Source organism: Erythrobacter sp. R86502 (assembly GCF_042466465.1).
In the GTDB taxonomy this organism is placed as follows: Bacteria; Pseudomonadota; Alphaproteobacteria; order Sphingomonadales; family Sphingomonadaceae; genus Erythrobacter.
The window spans coordinates 467,933-484,897 of record NZ_JAXHCJ010000001.1; the positions used below are offsets into that span (position 1 = coordinate 467,933).

At 59.5% G+C, this 16,965-nt stretch carries 12 protein-coding genes; 7 read left to right on the plus strand and 5 right to left on the minus strand.

All coding sequences use genetic code 11. From position 1 onward, the window contains the following. The first annotated feature begins 156 nt into the window (after positions 1 to 156). Genes egtB through SJY33_RS02235 form a run of 3 tightly spaced genes read left to right on the plus strand, consistent with a single transcriptional unit; the run spans position 157 to position 3,417 of the window. Positions 157 to 1,428 carry an ergothioneine biosynthesis protein EgtB gene (gene egtB / locus SJY33_RS02225; RefSeq protein ID WP_379920896.1) on the plus strand — a complete coding sequence of 424 codons (1,272 nt, stop codon included), beginning with the start codon at positions 157 to 159 and terminating at the stop codon, positions 1,426 to 1,428. Between the two features lie 2 nt (positions 1,429 to 1,430). Then, positions 1,431 to 2,417 (plus strand): L-histidine N(alpha)-methyltransferase, encoded by a 987-nt coding sequence (egtD, locus tag SJY33_RS02230; RefSeq protein ID WP_379920897.1) that lies wholly within the window; start codon positions 1,431 to 1,433, stop codon positions 2,415 to 2,417. Between the two features lie 28 nt (positions 2,418 to 2,445). Then, the gene (locus SJY33_RS02235) at positions 2,446 to 3,417 is read left to right on the plus strand and encodes an NAD(P)/FAD-dependent oxidoreductase (protein ID WP_379920899.1); all 972 of its coding nucleotides are present in this window, start codon (positions 2,446 to 2,448) and stop codon (positions 3,415 to 3,417) included. Here the strand turns inward: SJY33_RS02235 and SJY33_RS02240 are convergent. The 5 genes from SJY33_RS02240 to SJY33_RS02260 form a co-directional block, all read right to left on the minus strand. Continuing rightward, a complete protein-coding gene (locus SJY33_RS02240) occupies positions 3,390 to 4,163 on the minus strand; it encodes an FkbM family methyltransferase (RefSeq protein WP_379920901.1) in 774 nt (257 codons plus the stop codon). The two genes, SJY33_RS02235 and SJY33_RS02240, sit on opposite strands and share 28 nt — an antisense overlap. A gap of 7 nt (positions 4,164 to 4,170) precedes the next feature. Further along, entirely contained in the window at positions 4,171 to 5,328 is a 1,158-nt protein-coding gene (locus SJY33_RS02245) for a hypothetical protein (RefSeq protein WP_379920902.1), read from the minus strand. Then, positions 5,325 to 5,987, minus strand: a complete 663-nt coding sequence (locus tag SJY33_RS02250; RefSeq protein ID WP_379920903.1) for an HAD family hydrolase — start codon at positions 5,985 to 5,987, stop codon at positions 5,325 to 5,327. The genes SJY33_RS02245 and SJY33_RS02250 overlap by 4 nt, the downstream gene beginning before the upstream one ends. A gap of 5 nt (positions 5,988 to 5,992) precedes the next feature. Then, a complete protein-coding gene (locus SJY33_RS02255) occupies positions 5,993 to 6,787 on the minus strand; it encodes an NTP transferase domain-containing protein (protein ID WP_379920904.1) in 795 nt (264 codons plus the stop codon). 89 nt (positions 6,788 to 6,876) lie between these two features. Next, positions 6,877 to 8,424 (minus strand): tryptophan halogenase family protein, encoded by a 1,548-nt coding sequence (locus SJY33_RS02260; protein ID WP_379920905.1) that lies wholly within the window; start codon positions 8,422 to 8,424, stop codon positions 6,877 to 6,879. A gap of 159 nt (positions 8,425 to 8,583) precedes the next feature. Here SJY33_RS02260 and SJY33_RS02265 point away from each other — a divergent pair, with 159 nt between their 5' ends. The 4 genes from SJY33_RS02265 to SJY33_RS02280 all read left to right on the plus strand — a co-directional run bounded on the left by SJY33_RS02265 (position 8,584) and on the right by SJY33_RS02280 (position 16,915). Further along, the gene (locus SJY33_RS02265) at positions 8,584 to 11,889 is read left to right on the plus strand and encodes a TonB-dependent receptor (RefSeq protein WP_379920906.1); all 3,306 of its coding nucleotides are present in this window, start codon (positions 8,584 to 8,586) and stop codon (positions 11,887 to 11,889) included. Positions 11,890 to 12,190: 301 nt separating this feature from the next. Next, complete coding sequence (locus tag SJY33_RS02270) at positions 12,191 to 13,249, plus strand: LacI family DNA-binding transcriptional regulator (RefSeq protein WP_379920907.1); 1,059 nt, start codon at positions 12,191 to 12,193, stop codon at positions 13,247 to 13,249. Further along, positions 13,246 to 14,457: an MFS transporter gene (locus SJY33_RS02275; protein WP_379920908.1), complete on the plus strand. Its 1,212-nt coding sequence runs from the start codon at positions 13,246 to 13,248 to the stop codon at positions 14,455 to 14,457. The genes SJY33_RS02270 and SJY33_RS02275 overlap by 4 nt, the downstream gene beginning before the upstream one ends. 79 nt (positions 14,458 to 14,536) lie before the next feature. Beyond that, positions 14,537 to 16,915 (plus strand): glycoside hydrolase family 3 N-terminal domain-containing protein, encoded by a 2,379-nt coding sequence (locus tag SJY33_RS02280; RefSeq protein WP_379920909.1) that lies wholly within the window; start codon positions 14,537 to 14,539, stop codon positions 16,913 to 16,915. Positions 16,916 to 16,965 lie beyond the last annotated feature (50 nt).

Below are 16,965 nucleotides of genomic sequence, written 5' to 3' on the forward strand. Positions count from 1 at the left end.
CATGGCCGGGACATCCCGCCGGCCGCCAAACCACTTTGCGTCCAAACACAATTTGGCGTAATTTCGACCTGGTGGAACATCGGTCAGGCTAATGTCTTTTCTGTGTCATCACCCTTGGGCATGTTTGTCTGGGGCCATGCGAAAGCAGGAGAGCACGTGCATCGCAGCGAATATCAGCCGTCCGCCGTTTTGCGAGAACAAGGCCCGCTGGCACAGGCCTTTCGCGACACCCGCGCCCTGACAGAGGCGTTGGTCCAACCATTGAGCGATTCCGATGCCACCGTTCAGTCGATGCCCGATGCGTCCCCAGCCAAATGGCATCTGGCCCATACGACGTGGTTCTGGGAAACGTTCCTGCTGCGCGAACATTCGCGCGGGTATCAGTTGCACAATCCGGATTGGCCCTTTCTTTTCAACTCGTATTACGAAGCCGAAGGTGCGCGCATTGCACGCGATGCCCGCGGCATGTTGTCGCGTCCCGCTTTGAATGAAGTGCTGGATTGGCGCGCTGCGGTAAATCAGGAGATGGTGCCTCTTCTGGAAGACCCAGCTTTGGCAAATCTGATCGCGTTGGGGATCTCGCATGAACAGCAACACATCGAATTGCTGCTGACCGATATCAAACATGCGCTGTTTCAGAACCCGCTTGGCCCGGCGATGTGGGAGGGGACACCACATGCGCCCACAGGTTCAAATCAACCGATGGACTGGCACAATCATCCCGGGGGCATCGGTCTGGTGGGACATGCCGGCGGTGGATTTTCGTTCGATAACGAAGGACCGCGTCATCGCACGTTGCTTGAACCCTTCGCGCTGGCGGACAGGTTAGTCACCAATGGCGAATGGGATCAGTTCATCGCTGATGGTGGCTACCGGGAAGCCCGCTTGTGGCTGGCCGATGGCTGGGCCTGGATAAACGCGCAAAACATTGCTGCACCCTTGTACTGGCATGAGGAACGCCAGTTCACGCATCAAGGTTGGAAGATCCGTGACCCTCATGCGCCTGTCGCCCATATCTCCTATTACGAAGCTGATGCGTTTGCGACGTGGGCGGGGGCACGTTTGCCAACCGAATTTGAATGGGAAGTCATCGCACGCGGGCAGGACATTGCTGGAAGCGACGCTGCGCATGATCCTTCGGGGGGCAACCAGCTTGACGGCGCGGTGCCGCCGCTTCCCACGGGCGGGCCGGGCCTGTTTGGCGATTGCTGGCAATTTACGCGATCGGCCTATCTGCCCTATCCCGGATTTCGTCCCGCCGAAGGCGCAGTGGGCGAATACAATGGCAAGTTTATGAGCGGTCAGGTCATCCTTCGCGGCGCATCCTGTGCAACCGTGCGTGGCCATTCGCGTCCGTCCTATCGCAATTTCTTCTATCCCCATCAGCGCTGGCAATTCACCGGGCTGCGGCTGGCAAAGGATCTCTAATCATGACGTTTGCCAAAGGCCTCCAGCTGGTCAATCGTGACGAAAGCGGTATCGATCTGGCGTTTCGCGCCGATGTCCTTGCCGGCTTGGCTTCTGCACAAAAGGCCATCCCTGCGCGCTGGTTCTATGACGATATCGGCTCTCAACTTTTTGAGGATATCACCCAGCTTCCCGAATATTACCCCACTAGAGCAGAGGCATCGATACTTCGCAGCAGATCTGCCGATATTGCCAAGCTGATCGGGCCGGGCCGTACCGTGGTGGAATTTGGATCGGGTTCATCGGTCAAGACCCCCTTACTGCTCTCCGCCATTCAGCCATCAGCCTACGTGCCGCTTGATATTGCGGGCGACTTCCTGCGCGCATCGTCGGCCGCGCTGGAAGAGAAATTCCCCGGGCTTCCCGTTTACCCTGTCGAAGCCGATTTCATGCGGCGGGTCGAATTGCCTGGCGAAACTGCATCGCTGCCCAAACTCGGGTTCTTTCCAGGTTCGACCATCGGCAACATGATCGCCCGCACCGCGACCGATCTGCTGCGGTCCATGCGCGAAACCTTGGGGGAAGGCGCATTGCTGCTGATCGGCATGGATCTGGTCAAGGATGAAGAGGTTCTGCTTGCTGCTTACGACGACGCGGCCGGGGTGACAGCGCAGTTCAACCTCAACCTGCTTACCCGCATCAATCGTGAGCTGGCAGGCACTGTTCCGGTCGAATCCTTCCGACACGAAGCACGTTGGAACGACACCTTTGCGCGGATCGAGATGCATCTTGTCGCGAATGAGGACATCTCCTTCACCGTCAGCGAACAGACGTTCAGCATGGTGGCGGGCGAAAGCATACATACCGAAAACAGCCACAAGTTTACGCGTCGTTCCAGCCAGTCCTTGCTGGCCGCAGGAGGGTGGGAGCCCCGGGCGCGCTGGACGGACGAAGACGGGCAATTTTCGCTTTTGCTGGCCGAAGCGTGCGCCCCGCGTTCGGCACCGTGAAACTTCCACGATTGCTGCGCGTTGCGCGATGATGAACGAAGATACGGAAATTGTAATCGTCGGTGGCGGAATGGCAGGGCTATCAGCCGCGACCCGATTGGCCGAATTGGGGCTGGGCGTCATCGTGATCGACAAGGGCAGGGGGCCCGGCGGTCGAATGGCGGCGCGCCGCATTGAAATCGGCGGCGACACCGTCACGTTCGATCACGGCGCGCAGTATTTCACTGCCCGTGAACCGTCGTTCCGCAAAGCTGTAAACGCGTGGGAGGCGGCAGGCGCTGCTGCGCGCTGGCCTGCCGCCGGGGACGACGCGTGGGTCGGCACGCCTGCGATGAATGCTTGCATCAAAGCAATGGCACAGCAGCTGGATGTGCGTTGGGGTATGCGCGCTGAACGGCTTGTGCGCGGGCCGGGCGGATGGCGCGTGGAAGCGGACGGTCAAACCTATACGGCGCGCACCGTGCTGATCGCGGTGCCTGCCGAACAGGCCGCCGTGCTTCTATCCAACGTTGCCCCCGATCTGGCCGCCTTGGCTCAAAGCGTTCAGTCAGCGCCTTGTTGGGCGGTGATGGCGGCGTTTCATACGCCGCTGTCATTTGCGCCGGATACGTTTCGCTCTGACACGGGGCCTGTTAGTTGGGCAGCCCGCAATTGTGCGAAGCCCGAACGCAGCGGGCCGGAAACTTGGGTAATCCACGCGTCCGCATCGCGCAGCCGTACAATCATCGATCTGGCCAAGGAGGATGCTGCGCAGACCGTGTTGGCGGATTTTCATGCTGCGACCGGAACTGCGCATGCCGAAACATTACACCTTGATGCGCATCGCTGGTTGTATGCGCTGCCGCAGGCACGGCGTTGTGAGGGCGCTTATTTCGATACAAAAGTGCAAGTCGGTATGGCAGGGGACTATCTTCACAGCCCACGTGTCGAAGGGGCCTGGCTATCGGGTCGGGTGCTTGCCGAAATCGTGTGTCAGGAACGGGTGGCCAGGATGTCGTAATGATGCCCACGGCCATATTTGGCGAAGTTCGTAAAGCCGGCACCGCGTAGCAAGGCTTCGATATCAGCGGCGTTTGCCCAGCGATTATCGACCTCGTAAAAGATCGCATCGATCCGCGCAAACGCGCGGGTTTTGGTCAATTCGCTGATTACGACGGCTTCAAGACCCTCGACGTCGATCTTCACGAAAAGCGGCAAGTCGCCGGCAAGCAGCGGATCAACAAGTGCAGCATCGATAGTCTGGATTGTCACGCCGCCGCCGGTTTGCGCCTTCCGCCCTGCCAGCGTGGCAGTGCCAGTGTGGCCGGCGGCAACGCTGATCTTAACGGCGCCGACACTGTCCGCGATGGCGAGCCGGTGCAGGATTGTCCGTTCCGCTCCGCCGTTCATAGCTACATTCGCAGCCAGACGTTGATGCGTTGCTGGCACGGGTTCGAAGGCGATAACGCTGCGGCACCGCGGATTTTGCGCAGCGAGCAGCGAATATAGCCCCTGATTGGCGCCAATATCGACAAACACGAAATCATCGCAGCGGCGCAAAAGCAGGTCGGACAGATCGCGGCCATAGGTGCCGAAGATGCAATACCGAAACGTGGTATCCTGCCAGTTCGGCGTCATCAACACACCATAGGCCGACCGCACCGGGCCGCTGCTGCGCGCTGCCGTGATAGGCGACAACGCCGCAGCTTTCCATTTACGCAGCGTTTTGACTACGCCGTACTGCCAGAAATCGCTGAAATTAGCCAAGGGCAGTCTATCCTTTGAGAAAGGCGGTAATTGCATCTGCAGCACGTTCGGCGGAGGGGCGATCAGAGAGCGAAAAGGTCGCGTCGATCAGCGCCCGCTGGATCGGCGCATAGCTCGAATGCGATGCAACTGCAGCATCAATCGCATCGAGCAGTCCAGTTGCGTCATCCAGCACCGGACCAGCCCGCCAATGCAGATAGTTGGGATCATCCTGCCAATCGACGTTATGCGAATTCAGAAAAAGACACGGCCTCGGCGTCCGCAGGAACTCATAGACCTGACTGCTGACATCGCCCAGATAGATGTCGGCGCGGTTGGTGTAGCGCATGTCGCTGCTTGCCGCGCTGGCAATGTCGACATGAATACGCGGGTTGGCGCGGGTTTCGGGGCCGGGAGGAACCACGCGTGCCACGCCGGGCGGATCCACCGTCACGACGCGCTTGCGTTCGAACAGCATCACGTGCGGGGCGAATATCAGGTTGTAGCGATCCTGATTGCGGAAGGCTGCGATGACCGCCTGACCATGCCGAAACCAGCTCGACAATTTGGGCGAGGGGTGGGGGTTGTAAATCACCACAGGGCGTTCGGGCGCGGGGAAGGTGTCTGCAAAGCGGTTGCCGGCGCACAGATCGAACTTTGGGTAACCGACAAGAGCGATTTGGTCAGGCGTCAGTCCAGCTTCTGCGATCAGGCGGTCGCGGATTTTCGGACCCGACACCAACACCAGATCGAAGTCAGCCGATTGCTTGTTGAAGCCGATGGCCCGATCGCCTGCGCCGTGGCGGGTATGGATCAGCTTCAGGTCGGCAAGCTCATAACGTGTCTTAAGCAGAAGGGTCGTTTTTTCCGACACAACCACGGCATCGAAACCGGCAAAAAATTCCAGATTATCGCGATAAACGAGCAGCTTGGTCGCAGGGATCAACCGTTCCAGGGCCCCGGCAAGCATCTGCGAACCGCCGCGTTTCAGGCCCAGTTTCACAATTTCGACCCGCGCGAGCAATCCCGGGTCGGCCTGACGCCTGATCTCGTCCCGGATCGCGTCCCTGACATACGCCAGAGTGACGCGATGCTGACCGCGCGCCGCAAGGGCGAGCGCGATCGGAAGCGAATGGGCCAGCTGGTGTGTCTGGTCGTGATTGAACAGGAAGCAGATGCGCTTCATGCCCCGCTCCAATCAACATACAACCATTCGCCTTGCCGTTTGGCATAGCGGCCAACCAGCACTCCTACATCGGCAAAATTGAGGATCGGCGCATCGCTGGCATGGTCAGTATAGGCTGTGATGTGACAATCTGCTCGGTCGATACCATGCGCGGTCAGCCAAGCCTTCACCCGGTCGATCTTGACGGGGCCATAGTTATTGTGCCCTTCGATAGCCGCGCGCAAGTTCCCGTTTTCATCCCGGCGATGCAGTGTTGCGATACAGGCATCGAAGCCAAGCGCCTGCGCCATCGCGTCGACATAGATTTCGGGCGCAGCGGTTATCAGGATTAACCGGACGCCGTCTGTACGATCCGCAGTGATTTGTGCGATCGCACCGGGCTGAATGTTGCGCGTCAGCTGCTGGGCCACAAACGCATCAATGCGAGGCTGCAGATGCGTGTTGAGGACCTCATCCCCGACCAGAAGCCGCAGGCCAAACTCTTTCAGTGTCTTGCGGCCGTACAGCCTGGCTTTGTAACCGATCATCGCGATGACCCACAAAGGCAGACCGATTAACCGCAGGCGCCATCCGCGCGCCGCCATGTGCGCAAGAAAAGGCGTGAAAGTCGGGGCGCGTGTGACCGTCCGATCAAGATCGTAGAGAGCAATCCGTTGCACAAGATTCAGTCCCGAACCGCCAACAACCGCTCGGCCAGCACATGATCTTCGACCTTGTCGACATCAACGCCCATCCGCCCATCCGACAGCATCACGGGCGCGGCCGTTGCCCCCAGCCTGGCCCCCGCAGCAGCGAGCGCTTGATGTATGGTCATTCGCCGAAGTAGCAGCCTGACCATCAGCGCCGGGCCAAAATGTGCGGCCAGCCGCAGCACCGATTTGCGATCGTGTTCAACACTTTCCCAAAAGGTCAGCACGTTACGGGCCGCGGGGGCAGACAGCGCAAACAGGTTGGCCCCGGTGAAAGCACCGCCTTTGAATGTCAGCCATGTCCGTTTGTTAGCCCCAACGGCAGCTTCGAGCCGTTCGCGCGCGACAAGGCCAACCGACACATCGCTTGTTCCGGAACCCGAGATAAACTCGGCAAGAGTTGCAGGGGTAAGCATGACGTTATCGGCAGTCGTCACCAGCACTGGCAGGCCGATTGCCGGATCGTTCACCGCATCAAGTAACGAACCGCTGATTGTGACGCCCGATACGCGAAACTCGATTTTTGAGTCATTGACCGCCCAGGCCAGATCACGATGGCCTTCCAATTGCGCCGTATTTTGCGCAAGAACGATGATCCGTGCAATTGCAGGCGTATCAGCCAGGGCCATCAACACCCGGCCCGCCATTGCCATGCCCGCAACAGGCACCAGCGCCTTGGCGTCAAGCGCGAAATGCGCGGCGACAGGATCGACGCCGGGCCGCTGTCCTGCCAGCACCAGCGCGGTCCAGCCGTGCGGTTCATCGATCATGGCGGGAAGACCTTAGCGAAAAGCGGGGAGGGCGATGGTTCCCCTTTCAGCGACCACCCATGTTTGTCAACAATCGCCCGCTTCGCCAATCAGGCGCTGACAGGAGCAGGGCAATAGCGTGCAAGGTAATCGCCATGCCCCGGCATCGCCTGAACGAGATAACGGATCGACTTTTCCATTTCGTCCACTTCGCTGCGGGTCGTCGCAGTGTCGAGCGCGTCTGCCATGGCATTGTGACCGTCCATCGTGATCCCCTGGCCCATCATTACGGCTGCCCAGCTGGTTTCGGTGAAAAGTTCATCTTCTTCGCGGAAGATCTGGCCGTTGGCGCGGAAAATCGCGATCTTTTCGCGCAGGGTGTCAGGTACGTCCATGGTGCGGACATAATTCCAGAAATCGGAATCGCTGCGCTGCGTTGCGTTGTAGTGCAAAATAAGGAAATCGCGGATGCGGGCATATTCGCGGCCGGTCAGGCGGTTGAAAGTATCCTCCTGCACCTGCGTAATCCCATCAAGTGACAATAGCGAAATCAGCTTGTCGATCCCTGTGTTGATGAGATGGATCGAGGTCGATTCCAGAGGCTCCATGAAGCCCGCCGCAAGCCCCAGCGCGATTACGTTCTTGTTCCAGAACTTCTTGCGACGACCCGTTGTAAAACGCAGCCAATGGGGCTCGGCCTGTGGCTTTCCTGCGATGTTGCCAAGCAGAATGTCGAGCGCCTGTTGGTCCTCCATATAGGACGAGCAATAAACGTGGCCGTTGCCATTCCTGTGTTGCAGCGGCACCTGCCACTGCCAGCCGGCGCTGTGCGCCGTTGCGCGCGTGAAGGGCGGCGGCGGGCTACCGTCATCGCGCTGACAGGGCAGGGCGACGGCGCGATTGCAGGGGAGATAATGGCTCCAGTCCTCATACCCGGTCTTAAGCGCCTGTTCGATCAGCAAGCCGCGGAAACCGGAGCAATCGATGAACATGTCGCCTGCAAAGTTACGGCCATCTTCCAGCGTGATGCCAGTGACAAATCCGGTTTCGCCGTCCAGAGCCGCATCGACCACCTTGCCCTCATGTCGCATCACTCCGCGCGCTTCGGCAAAGCGGCGCAGGAAAGCAGCGTAGCGACCCGCGTCAAGGTGATAGGCATAATTGACTGGCGGGATGTCGTCGCGCTTGAAATCTTCGGTACGCGCGAATTTTCCGAAATAGGCCGCCATGGTTTCAAGGTTGAACACCTGGATCGGGCGCCTGTCCCCAGCGCGGTTCATGCGGTGCCAGACGTGGTGAAAGCTGATGCCGCCCATCGTGTAGCCATAGGCGCCAAAGGGGTGGATGTAGCTGTCGCCGAGCTTTCCCCAGTTTTCAAACTGGATACCCAGTTTGAAGGTTCCGCCGACCTCGGCCAGCATTTCGCTTTCCTTGACGCCGAGCAGATCATTGAAACCGACGAAGGGGGGAATGGTTGCCTCGCCCACGCCAACAGTGCCGATGGTTTCGGATTCGACAAGAGTGATTTCCACAGCCCGGCCAGCCTTAATACGCGAAAGAGCAGCCGCTGCCATCCATCCGGCAGTGCCCCCGCCGACAATGATAATCCGTTCTATTGTCACGTTTTCCTCGATCCCGATCGGGTCTCTGCGCCCCATGCACCCATGGGATACACCACCCCGGCAACTGTTGCCAGAATGCAATATGAACCTAAGATTACAAGTCTTGAGAACGCTCTCAACTTGCGCTATCACTGACCTGTAATTCGCAGCTACAGACAAGAATCTGTCGCGCGCCATGGGGAGACTTGAAACATCATGAAAATCGCACCTGTTGCGCCACCTCGGCGCCTGTTCGCACTTGGCACCGCATCGGCGTTGGCTATTTCAGTTGCAACCGCCACGCCGGCTCTCGCGCAGGATGCCGATACCGCCGCTGACAACGCTTCGGTTGAGGATGACGACGACACGATCGTTGTCACCGGTTTTCGTGCATCCTTGCAGTCGGCCCAGAACATCAAGCGGCGGGCCGACACGGTTGTTGATGTCATCACCGCCGAAGACATCGGCGCGCTTCCCGACCGTTCAGTTGCCGAAACGCTTCAACGTATTCCCGGTGTGAACATCGGCCGGTTTGAAAAGACATCGGACCCCACGCGTTTTTCGGTCGAAGGCACCGGTGTTATCATTCGCGGTCTGCCCTATGTCAGTTCGCAACTTAACGGCCGTGACATCTTCTCGGCCAATGGCGGTCGCTCGCTCAGCTTCGAGGATGTCTCGCCCGAACTCGTGGGGCGAGTGGAAACCTACAAGAACATCACTGCCGATCAGATCGAAGGCCACATCGCCGGCCTCGTCAATCTGGTTACCCGCAAACCGCTTGACCGGCGCGGATTCCGGATCGCAGGTTCGGTCGAAGCGAATTATGGCGACTTGCGCCAGGAATGGTCGCCGACTGTCAACGTTTTGGTATCCGACACCTTCGAAACCGGACAGGGCACCTTCGGTCTTCAGTTGAGCTATTCGAAGTCGGAGCTGAAAAGCCGCACCGATGCTTCACAGCTGGTCGACTATTGTTACCGCCCCGCCGATCTCAGCGCAGGTTGCGCGCGAATCTTCCCGCTTAACTCGGGCGGGTTCGGGGATGTCCCCAACTTCACGCCGGAAAACTTCCCTCCGGCCAATTCGGTGCTGGTGCCGCAGTTTGCCAACGTGCGTTCCACCACGCTTGACCGTGACCGCGAAGCCTTTTCGGCGGTCGGTCAGTTCGAAACGCTCGACGGTGATCTGGTGATGACACTGGAATTCCTGCGTTCGGAAACCACATTCTCGACTGAAGAATACGCGCTGCTCGGCCGGATCGATGATGGCGTATCGACGAACCAGCCGCGTCCGGGAACGGCCTACGAATTCGACGCGAACGGTAATTTCGTTAGCGGTATTCTCACGCAGAACGTCGGCGATGCTTATGCCAACCCCTTTGGTCGTGGCGGGATCCCGATGGATTCTCTGCGCTTCTTGCGTGAAGCCAATTCGGTGACACAGGACATTTCGTTCGATGCGAAGATGAACTTCTCCGAACGGTTCCGCGGTAAGGTCGAGATGCAGAGCCTGACCTCAGACCTGACCCGCGATGCGGTGTTCGGTGCGCTAAGCACCTGGGCCGACATTGCAATCGATCTGCGCGGCGGAACGCCGGACATTGAGTTTCTTGCACCCGTCGGCGCCCCTGCCGATTACTTCACCAGCGGACTTAACAACTACTACTGGTTCGGTCTTGACGGCCGTGAGAAGAACGAAGGCGAACTGTTTACGCTTTCGGGCAGCCTCGAATATGACCTCAGCGACGACGGGTTCTTCCGCCGGGTCGAGATTGGTGGGCGTTGGGCCGCACGCGACCGGATCAACCGCAATACCAACTTCAGCACTTGGGGTAATCTTTCGGCGCCATGGGCAGGCCGTGCCGGCTGCGCACCGTGGAACGAAGGGCCGGGCTGCGCAGCCACCGGCGGGTTCGTGCCGGGTCGTTTCTTCACCGGTCTTCCGGGTCAGGAATTCGCCATCGCGGGCGGTGTTTACGCCGACGAATTCCCCACCGCTTCGGGCTATCGCACGCCATTTGCCGACAATTTCCAGCGCGGCGAGGCGGGAACTCCGATCGCAGGGGGCGGAGCCTTCTTCTACGGCGGCGACGATTTCCTCCAGGAATATCTGGACGGCGTCACTGACCAGCAGTGGGATGCCATCAGCACGCTCGGGCAATCGCCCGAACGTTTCAACCTGGGCGTCAATGGCCGCAGCCGCACGCTGATCGATGGTACGGTTGTCCAGTGTGATACGTTCTGTCCCGGTGAGATTTCGGACGTGACCGAGATTACATCGGCAGCCTATGCCCGCCTCGACTTCGGTGCCGACTTTGACGGGGGTGCTTCGATTTCGGGCAATATCGGTTTGCGGTATGTCCGTACGAACGTCAGCAACAATTCGGTTCTGGCATTCCCTGATCCGGCGCGGTTCGATGCAGTGACCAGCGGCGGCAACGGCGACGGCATTGTTCAGGTGTCAGAAATCACCGCAGCCTGCCTTGGTGCAGGTACGGGTGTACCGCAACAGGCCTTCTGCCAGCTCACCGGCGCCCGTCTCGCCGAATTTGCCGCGCTGCATACCGGCGAGTTGATCCGGGACAACCGCGATATCGATTTTGATCACTTCCTGCCCGCGTTCAACGTCCGTTACGATAATGGCGGCGGGATCGTTGTTCGCGGTGCAGTATCAAAGGGGATCAGTCGTCCCGATCTCAACCTGTTCAACGCCAGCGGCGTGCTCGGGTTCAGCGGGCGTGTGAACGACGGGCCGCTCCTGTCAGTGAGAACAGGCAATCGCAACATCATGCCAACCGAGGCGTGGAATTACGATCTGAGCTTCGAATACTACTTCGCCAATGTCGGCCAGCTTAGCCTTGCGCTGTTTGCGAAGGATATTTCTGGGATCATCTCCAACGGCACGGGGCTGGTAAATTACACCACGCCCGGTGGCACATCGCAGGATGTGATCATCAGTGGTCCGGCAAACGACATTGATGGCACGCTGAAAGGTCTTGAATTCAGTTATCAGCAGACCTTCAATTTCCTGCCGGGCTTCCTCGACGGGCTCGGGACAGCGGTTACTTACACCTACATTGACGCCGGCGATTTCCCGAACCCGAACATCTCGGGGATTGGCTCGCCCTCGGTCAATTCAAGCGGCCAGCCTTTGAACAACGGACCGTTCGGCGGTCAGTTGCCTTTGGCCGGGACGTCGAAGCACACGGTCAATGCGACGCTGTTCTATGAAAAGGGACCGCTGTCGATCCGCACTGCATACAACTGGCGCAGTGATTTCCTTGTGACGCCGCGGGACGATCTCTTCCCGTTCTCGGCGATCTACCAGGATGCCGGCGGCCAGCTTGACGGGACGATCTTCTACAGCGTGACCCCGAACATCAAGCTGGGTGTGCAGGGTGTCAACCTGCTCGACGAAACCACTGAGCTGTCAACAGTGGTCGATTTCGACGGGACGCGTACGACGTCAGCGGTGTTCCGCAACGATCGGCGCTTTACCTTCATCGCCCGCTTTAACTTCTGATGCGCGATACGGCGTGACAATAACAAGGCGGCGCAAGGCGGAAACGCTGAGCGCTGCCTTTTTCCAACCGCATCAAGTTACTGTCCAATGGCGGCGGATTGAATTGCGTTGATGATAAATGTCCGGTTGGCCGAGTATTGTCGGACGAAAACCAGGGCTAGGGGGTTGCAGTAGCGGGTTTTCCTGCGCAACTCCTTGTCACAGGATCCGACGCCATCTTTGGCTGTATGGATCCTGTCACCGGCAGAACATGTGCCGGGTAGGCGTGTGCAGTAACAGGCGGGGCAGGGACCGAAAGACAATGGCGCGGATGCGCAAGACGGTCACGATCAGAGACGTCGCAGAAGAAGCCGGTGTATCGCTTCAAACCGTAAGCCGGGTGGTCAATGGCGGGCCGAACGTCCGCCCCCAGCTTCGCGACAAGGTGCGGGCCGCGATCGATCGGCTTGGGTATGTCCCCAGCCTCGCGGCACGGCGCATGAGCGGTTCGCGGTCCTATATCATTCTTGCCATCAATGACCGCGAACGCACGTTGGAAGACTGGCGTGAACGACGGGGCACCGACTGGGTCGACCAGATGCTTCTCGGAGGCATTCTAACTTGCAGCCAACACGGCTACAGGATGATGGTCGAACTAGTTGATACCCGTTCCGATCACGTGGAACGCGAATTGGGGGCGGCGCTTTCAGCCCTTCAACCCGACGGCGTTATCTTGACGCCTCCCCACTCGGAAAATCATCTAATTACAGCTCTTTTGGCAGAGCGCGGCATTCCGTTTGCGCGTATCGGATCGAACGCGTCAGGGCCAGGTATTGCACTGACGATGGGTGATGAGGGCGCTGGTTTTCTAGCCACATCGCGGCTGGTTGAGCTGGGGCATCGAAGGATCGCTATGATCGCCGGTCCATCAACTTACAGCCTTAGCGGCTGGCGCATCGATGGTTGGAAACGTGCGATGACCGAGGCCGGTTTGCCGCAGGATGGGCTGCTGGAAGTGGGAGATTTCGGCTATGCTTCAGGCACCCGTGCTGCGCGTGCCTTGCTTGACCGAAACCCGGATCTCACCGCGATCTTGGCGTCCTCAGACCAGATGGCACTGGCTGCTCTTGAAGTTGCGCGAGAAAGGGGGTTGTTCGTGCCGGAAGATTTATCGGTAATCTCTTTCGATAACACTCCGATTGTCCGCTACTCGCAGCCGCCGCTTTCTGCGGTTGACCAACCAATCGCCGAAACGGTGAGCCGCGCGGTTGAGCAGCTGATCGCGCGGGCGCCTGACAACGACGACGATGCTGTCATTGAAGTTGCGGCACAATTGGTTGAAAGATCCTCCACGGCGCCGCCGCGGCAGGCACCGGCTTGACCGCGCGCGACGCTATTACAACCCCACATCGCCAGCCGCGCTGGTTTCTCACGCTGTTTGCGCTCGCTGCGGCAGGAGGCGCTGTTGCCTATGTGCCGCTTCTGACGGTGTTGTTGCCACAGCGGATCGCGGATCTGCAAGGCGGTGAGGATGTGGCTGCGCTGGCGAAGGTCATCTTTCTGGGCGCGGTGGCTGCCAGTATCGCCAACATTGGCGTTGGAATTTTAAGCGATCGCAGTCGCACCCGGCGACCCTTCATTCTCGTGGGGCTAATTGCTTCAAACCTGGCGCTGATCGCCATCGGAGGTGCGAGCAGTGTGGCCGAAATCATTGGATTGGTGATGGTGTGGCAGGTGACGCTTAACCTGATGCTGTCACCGCTGATGGCATGGGCGGGGGATTGTTTTCCAGACCAGCAGAAGGGTGTGCTTGGGGGCGCGCTTGCCCTGTCACCGGCGCTGGGGGCTATAGCGGGATCGTTGGTGACGCAGGCCGGACTGATTGCTCCGGGAGCGCGGCTGGAACTTGTCGCGATTATTGTGACGGGGCTGGTTCTGCCTGCGGTTGCGTTGGGCAAGGGCAAGGTGCAGCCATCGTTGATGTTAGCGGCTGATCGCCCCGCCACGCGAGAGCCCCTTCGCGAACGGGTGGTGCTGCGGATGTGGACTGCCCGGCTGCTGGTTCAGGTAGCGGAAGGCGGCATGTTTGCTTTTCTTTTGTACTGGCTGCGATCACTATCGCTTGGTTATCCCGAAAACGGCGCAGCCAATATCTTCAGCATTGTCTTAATCTGCTCGGTGCCGTTGTCGCTGATGCTGGGGCGCTGGTCGGACCGTCACCACCGGCCTATCGTGCCGCTTGTCGCAACCGCGGTGGTATGCGCCTGCGGAATGCTGCTTATGGCCGCTGCAGACGATCTGCGCGCAGCAATCACAGGTTATGTTATGTTTGCTGTTGCAGCGGCGATATTTCTGGCTTTGCACTCGAGCCAGACTTTGCGCGTGCTTCCTGCACCGCAGCACCGTGCCCGCGATCTGGGCATGTTCAATCTCACCAATACCGTCCCGGGTATGGTGATGCCTTGGCTGACCGTGTTGCTGGTGCCGCGCTTTGGCTACGACGCGCTGTTTGTCCTGTTTGCTGTGTTGTCGCTGACAAGCGCCGCGATGTTGGCGGCGCTCATTCGCCGCGTCCCCCGCCGCGCTTGATACTTGCCAAAGCCCATTACCAGCGGCATAGTTTGATAACGTTCACAAGTATTTTTCAGTCTTGGGAGGGACTGCGGGAATGGCACGGAATTGGATCGGCAAACTGGCCCGCGGCGCGGCCTTGGCGGGGCTTCTGGCCGGATGTAACGCTGCACCGTACCTTCGTTCGGCAGGTCAAACCGGTCCTGCTGCAACGGCCGAACTTGCTCCGGAGGCATTGCTTGCGCGAATGAGCCTTGAACGCAAGGTTTCGCAATTGGTGATGCCTGACATAGGCGCAATTACGCCAGATGATGTGCGCAGCTACCGGTTCGGCACGATTTTAAACGGCGGAAATTCCGGACCCTACGGCAATGACAAGGCGCCCGCTGCGGATTGGTTGAAGCTTGCGGACGAATACTGGGCGGCATCCACCGCGCCGCTGCCCGATGGCGAGCCGGCGATTCCCGCTGTATGGGCCACCGACGCCGTGCATGGCCACGCGAACGTGATTGGCGCGACCATTTTCCCTCACAATATCGGTCTTGGCGCTACTGGCGATGCAGACCTGGTCCGGCGCATCGGTGCGGCGACCGCGGTTGAAATCGAAGTGACCGGCATAGACTGGACTTTCGCCCCCACCATTGCGGTGGCGCGGGATGATCGCTGGGGCCGGACGTATGAAAGCTATTCCGAAGACCCGGCGCTCGTCAGCCGGCTTGGCGCCGCTATGGTTGAAGGCCTTCAGGGGCGTCCGGGCGAACCCGGCTTTCTTGGCACGGGTAAGGTCGCGGCTACAGCGAAGCATTTCTTCGGCGACGGCGGCACCGCGCAAGGCGTTGATCAGGGGGATGTCAATGGCGACCTTGAGGATTTGATGGCAGTGCATGCAGCGCCTTATCCCGCTGCGATCGGTGCCGGGGTCGTCAGCGTCATGGCGAGCTTCAATTCGATCAACGGGAACAAGATGCACGGCAATCGCCCGCTTCTGACCGACGAATTGCGCGGCAGGCTTGGTTTTGGCGGTCTTGTGGTTGGTGACTGGAACGGCCACGGACAGGTCAAAGGATGCACGAATGCCGATTGTGCGCAATCGTTGTTGGCAGGACTTGATGTCTACATGGTGCCCGAAGACTGGAAGGCGCTGCATGCCAATCTTGTCAAACAGGTCCAGGACGGAACCATTCCGATGGCTCGGCTTGATGAGGCCGTTCTGAGAGTGCTGCGTTTAAAGCAAAAGCTCGGCGTTCTGGAAGGCGAAGTGACGCCTTCGGCTCGGGCGCTGGGCGGCAAATGGGATAGGCTTGGCTCCCCCGAACATCGCGCCATCGCACGCGAAGCCGTGGCAAAATCACAGGTGCTGCTCAAGAATAGCGGCGTCCTGCCTTTGAAACCGGGCGCACGCATCGAGGTGGCAGGCGCCGCCGCGGACAATATCCCGCAGCAGGCCGGAGGCTGGTCGATCACCTGGCAGGGAGGCGGTGATCTGACGGATGCCGATTTTCCGGGGGCGACGTCAATTTACGACGGCATCGCTGCAGCGGCCAAAGCCGGAGGCGGCGAGGCCGTGCTGGCATCCCGGACCAACATAAGCACTGCACCAGATGCGGCCATCGTGGTGTTCGGTGAGGAACCATACGCCGAATTCGTGGGCGATCGTAGAGATCTGGCGTTCCGCGATGAGGAAGGGCTCAATCTGCTCAAATCATATCGCGCTCGCGGCATTCCGACGGTGGCTGTGTTCCTGTCAGGTCGCCCCATGTGGGTAAATCGAGAGCTCAATGCCGCCGATGCCTTTGTCGCGGCGTGGCTTCCCGGCAGCGAAGGCGCAGGGGTTGCCGACGTATTGTTTGGTGTACGTCCTGCCAGTGGCCGCTTGTCCTTCAGTTGGCCCGCATCCTGTGACGGAGCGCCGCTAAACGGACCTCAAGGCGCACTGTTCCCTTTAGGTTATGGCCTTGAGCTCAACGTCGCAGAACCTTTCGTTCAGCTGGACGAAACCTGCAATGCGCTGGCGAACGATGCAGGCGCTGTCTGGTTTGCCAATGGCAAGCTCGGCGCGCAGGTCCAGGCTGTGGCGGACAATGCGCTGCTTCCCGATCTTCGCGGCACTGGCAATGGCATCACGGCTTCGGGTGTTGATCGCGGGGCGCAGGAAGATGCGCGGCGGATTACGTTTTCACCAGGCGCCAAACTGACCCTGACCGGCCCCGATAATAGCGCGGCCTGGCGGATCACCTATCAGGTGACAGCGCGCCCTGAAGCGCCGTTCACGGTAACTGCGGGAGCGCAGTCGCTCGACATAACGCAAGGTCTGTCTGTAGCCGAAGGCAAGGGCTGGCGCGAAATGGTGTTGACCTCGACTTGTCTGACCGAAACCGGCGGCAAACTGACGTTGGCATCAGACGCCCTTTTCACGCTCCAGATAAGTGACATTGTACGGGATGAAGGCGCAACTGACGCGGAGTGTTCATTCTAGGTGGGCTCGTTGCCCGATGGCGTTCAAGTCCTTGCGACGGTTCGCCACCG

Excerpts from the sequence above, each read along its gene's own strand:
- SJY33_RS02235 (WP_379920899.1), top strand. The coding sequence starts at position 2,446 with ATGATGAACGAAGATACGGAAATTGTAATCGTCGGTGGCGGAATGGCA.
- SJY33_RS02265 (WP_379920906.1), top strand. The coding sequence starts at position 8,584 with ATGAAAATCGCACCTGTTGCGCCACCTCGGCGCCTGTTCGCACTTGGC.
- SJY33_RS02270 (WP_379920907.1), top strand. The coding sequence starts at position 12,191 with ATGGCGCGGATGCGCAAGACGGTCACGATCAGAGACGTCGCAGAAGAA.
- egtD (WP_379920897.1), top strand. The coding sequence starts at position 1,431 with ATGACGTTTGCCAAAGGCCTCCAGCTGGTCAATCGTGACGAAAGCGGT.
- SJY33_RS02260 (WP_379920905.1), bottom strand. The coding sequence starts at position 8,424 with ATGGGGCGCAGAGACCCGATCGGGATCGAGGAAAACGTGACAATAGAA.
- SJY33_RS02280 (WP_379920909.1), top strand. The coding sequence starts at position 14,537 with ATGGCACGGAATTGGATCGGCAAACTGGCCCGCGGCGCGGCCTTGGCG.
- SJY33_RS02245 (WP_379920902.1), bottom strand. The coding sequence starts at position 5,328 with ATGAAGCGCATCTGCTTCCTGTTCAATCACGACCAGACACACCAGCTG.
- SJY33_RS02255 (WP_379920904.1), bottom strand. The coding sequence starts at position 6,787 with ATGATCGATGAACCGCACGGCTGGACCGCGCTGGTGCTGGCAGGACAG.